Annotated in this window: 3 protein-coding genes; all 3 read right to left on the reverse strand. The window is 70.6% G+C overall.

The genetic code is table 11. The features are described from left to right. Positions 1-127 precede the first annotated feature (127 nt). Positions 128-1,564 (reverse strand): glucuronate isomerase, encoded by a 1,437-nt coding sequence (gene uxaC, locus Q0X61_RS12965; protein ID WP_297743278.1) that lies wholly within the window; start codon positions 1,562-1,564, stop codon positions 128-130. 15 nt (positions 1,565-1,579) lie between these two features. Further along, positions 1,580-2,605, reverse strand: coding sequence for a LacI family DNA-binding transcriptional regulator (locus tag Q0X61_RS12970; RefSeq protein ID WP_297743280.1), 1,026 nt, complete (start codon positions 2,603-2,605; stop codon positions 1,580-1,582). Then, a partial coding sequence (locus Q0X61_RS12975) for a LarC family nickel insertion protein (RefSeq protein ID WP_297743281.1) occupies positions 2,598-3,385 on the reverse strand: 788 nt, incomplete at its 5' end. The genes Q0X61_RS12975 and Q0X61_RS12970, both read right to left, overlap by 8 nt.

Raw genomic sequence — 3,385 nt, forward strand, 5'->3', positions numbered from 1 at the left:
ATGGTGTTCCTTTCCTGGAGGGTGTCGGGGGGGTGTGGGATGGGATGGTTTCGATACGCGGCTTCGCCGCTACTCAACCATCGGTGGAAGAAGTGAGCTACTCAACCACCGGCGGAGGAGGGTGGGGCTACTCAACCACCGGGTCCTGCAGCTTGAAGGCCCGCCTCGGCTGGGCGACGACGAGGTCGACGGCGGTGTCGCGGGCCTCGTCGAGGGCGAGGCGGTGCTCGGCGACCAGCCCGGCGAGGAACGCGCAGTCGACGCGGCGGGCCGCGTCGTGGCGGGCGGGGATGGAGCAGAACGCGCGAGTGTCGTCGATGAATCCCGACCCCTTCTGCAGCGTGCCGTACCCCGTCGTCGCGCGCCGGTAGCGCATCATGGCGTCGTTCTCATCGATGAACCACCACGGCGCGCCCACGTACAGGCCGCGGTACCACCCGGCCAGCGGCGCCAGCTCGCGCGAGTACACCGTCTCATCCATCGTGAACACCACCAGATGGAAGCCGTCGGCGTTGCCGTACGCGTCGAGGATGGGGTGCAGCGCCGACGCGAACTCCACCGCCAGCGGCACGTCGCCGCCCACGTCGGCGCCGTAGCGGGCGAGCGCGGCGGAGTCGTGGTTGCGGAACACCGCCGGGTGCAGCGTCATCACCAGCCCGTCCTCGCAGGCCAGCCTGGCTTGGTCATTCACCATGTGCCGACGCAGCACGTCGCCCTCGGCGGGCGAGAGCTCGCCAGCCAGCGCCGCCGCGAACAACCGCTCGGCCTCCGCGTCGTCGACACGCTCGCAGCGGGCGTCGCGGTGCGAGTGGTCCGACGACACCGCGCCATGCTCCTTGAAGTACCGCCGCCGCCGGCGCATGGCCTCGACGTGGTCGGCGTAGCTGCCGATCTCCATCCCCGCCGCCTCCCCGAGCTTCGCAGTGAGGGCGGCGAACCCGTCGCGGGCGGGCTCGAGGTACCGGTCGGGGCGGAACGTGGGCAGCACGTTGCCGTCCCAGTCCGGATCGTCGACGAGCGCGCGGTGCCCGTCGAGGGTGTCGCATGGGTCATCGGTGGTAGCCAGCGCCGCAATGTTGAACCGACGATACAGCGCGCGCGGCCGGTACTCGTCGCGGGCGAGGCAAGCGGAGATGTGATCGTAGATCTCGTCCGCAGACTCCGCTGACGGGCGCACGTCGACGCCAAACAGGTCGACAAACTGGCTCTCGAACCAGAACTGCACCTGCGTGCCGCGAAACACCTTCCAATTCGCGCAGAAGATGCGGAACGCTTCGCGCGCGGCCTCCGGCGTCATCGGGCTGCCCACCGGCACCCCGAGCTGCGCCAGCTCCACGCCCGCGACGGAGTGCAGGAGGCGGTTGGTGTAGTGGTCGGGGGTGAGCAGCAGCGACGTCGGGTCGGTGAACGGGGTGTCGTCGGTGAGCCACTCGACGGGCACGTGCCCGTGCGGCGAGATGATGGGTAGCTCGGCTACCTCGGCGTAGAGTTCGCGGGCGATGGCGCGCACGGATGGCTCGGCGGGGAAGAGACGGTCGGGGTGGAGGGTCAGCGGTGTTGGCATGGTTCGGGCTCCTTTTCAGTGACGATGGCCGGGGGCGGCGGTGCTCTCCCGGCTGTGCAGTTCCATGGGGACGACGATCGTCTCCGCGCTCGGAGTCGACCGCTGTTTCAGTTGTGCAATGAGGGCGCGGGCCGCGCGACCTCCGATTTCCGACGTGGACGGCGCCACGCTGGTGAGGGTTGGTGTGGTCAACACGGACGGGATGGAGTTGTCGACGCCCACGACGGACACATCGTCGGGCACCAGTAGGCCGGCTCGCTGACAAGCCTTCATGAACCCGATGGCCATCATGTCGTTGTAGGCGACGACGGCGGTGGTGCGCTGGCTCATCCACTCACGGGACGCGGCGACCCCGCCGTCGAGCGACGGGCGCTGCGGCTGGACGCGGCGGCACGCCAAACCCAACTCGTGGCACGCCTCAGACACCGCCCGCCAGCGCACCCCGTCGGCCCACGACGCCGCTGGCCCGGGCAGGTACGTGAACCGGGTGTGGCCGAGGGTGGCAAGGTGGGTGACAACTTTGCGCAGGCCACGGGCGGTGTCGGCGATCACCGACGGCAGCCCCGCGATCACGCGGTTCACGCTCACCACGGGCCGGATTTTGACGATCTGCATGATCGCGGAGTCGCTGAGCCTCGACGCACCGAGCGCCAACCCGTCGACGAGCGGTGCGAGGCGGTCGATCTCCTGGCGCTCCACTTGGGCGTCTTCCTGCGTGTCGAGGAGCAGCACCGAGTAGCCGTGGCGCGCGGCCTCGAGCTGGAACCCCTTCATGATGTGCGCAAACACCGGGTTCGCGACGTCGGCGACGACGAACCCCAGCGTCTTTTGCGATGTGTCGCTGTAGCCGCGCGAGACGGGCCGTTCCCGATAGCCGAGCCGCCGCGCGGTGGCTCGAATGTGCTCGGCGGTCTCAGCGCCCACCCGGCCGGGGCGCGCGAAGGTGCGCGACACCGTCGAGGGTGCTACGCCCGCCGCCTCCGCGATGTCGTAGATCGTCACCCGCTTGCGCCGTTTGCGCTCGGGCTGGGCATCATTCATCGGCTGCCTCCGGCCACGGCGCGCCAGGCCTGAGCCCCGCCTCCCAGGCCGCCGCCTGCGCCCGTGCGAGCGCCACCCGCTGCGGAACGTCGAGCGCCACGGCGAGGGTTTCGACGTCGATGAACTCGGGTGTGGCTTGCTGAATCGTGGCGGCATCCGGTTCGCCGGCGATCTTGATGCGCACCGCGTGGCCGTCCACATCCACCGACACCCAGCCCCGACGGAGCACCCGCCGGGTGAGCGGGGCGGACGTGCGCACGCCGAGGGTCGACGTGTGCGTCAGCAGCACGTCGGCCACCTGCTGCGCGCAGTCGGGCGTCGCGAGTGCCGTTACGACGTGCGCCGGGCGTCCCTTCTTCATCACCACGGGGGTGAGCCACGCGTCGAGCGCCCCGGCCTCGAGGAGCCGGTGCAGCACGTCGGGCCACAGGCGGGGGTCGAGGTCGTCGACGTTCGCCGATATCTCCCGCACCTCCCCAGCCCCGACGTCGCCCCCTCCGCGCCCGATGAGTGCCCGCAGCACGCCGGCGCGGTCTTCGCGCACCCTGGTACCTGCCCCGACACCCACCGCCGATACCCGCATGCGCGGCAGTGTCTCCTGCTCCTCGCACAGGGCCCGCAGCAGCGCGAGCCCGGTGGGGGTGCACAGCTCGCCGACGTTCTCCGGCCCGCCGGCCTCAATCTCCCAGCCCAGTGCGAGCTGCAGCACCGCCGGCGGCGGCACGCTCAGATTGCCGTGCTGGGTGCGCACGTCGCCAGCGCCGACGGCCACCGTCGAGC

Origin of the sequence: uncultured Tessaracoccus sp. (assembly GCF_947255005.1) — a bacterium.
Classification (GTDB): Bacteria; Actinomycetota; Actinomycetes; order Propionibacteriales; family Propionibacteriaceae; genus Arachnia.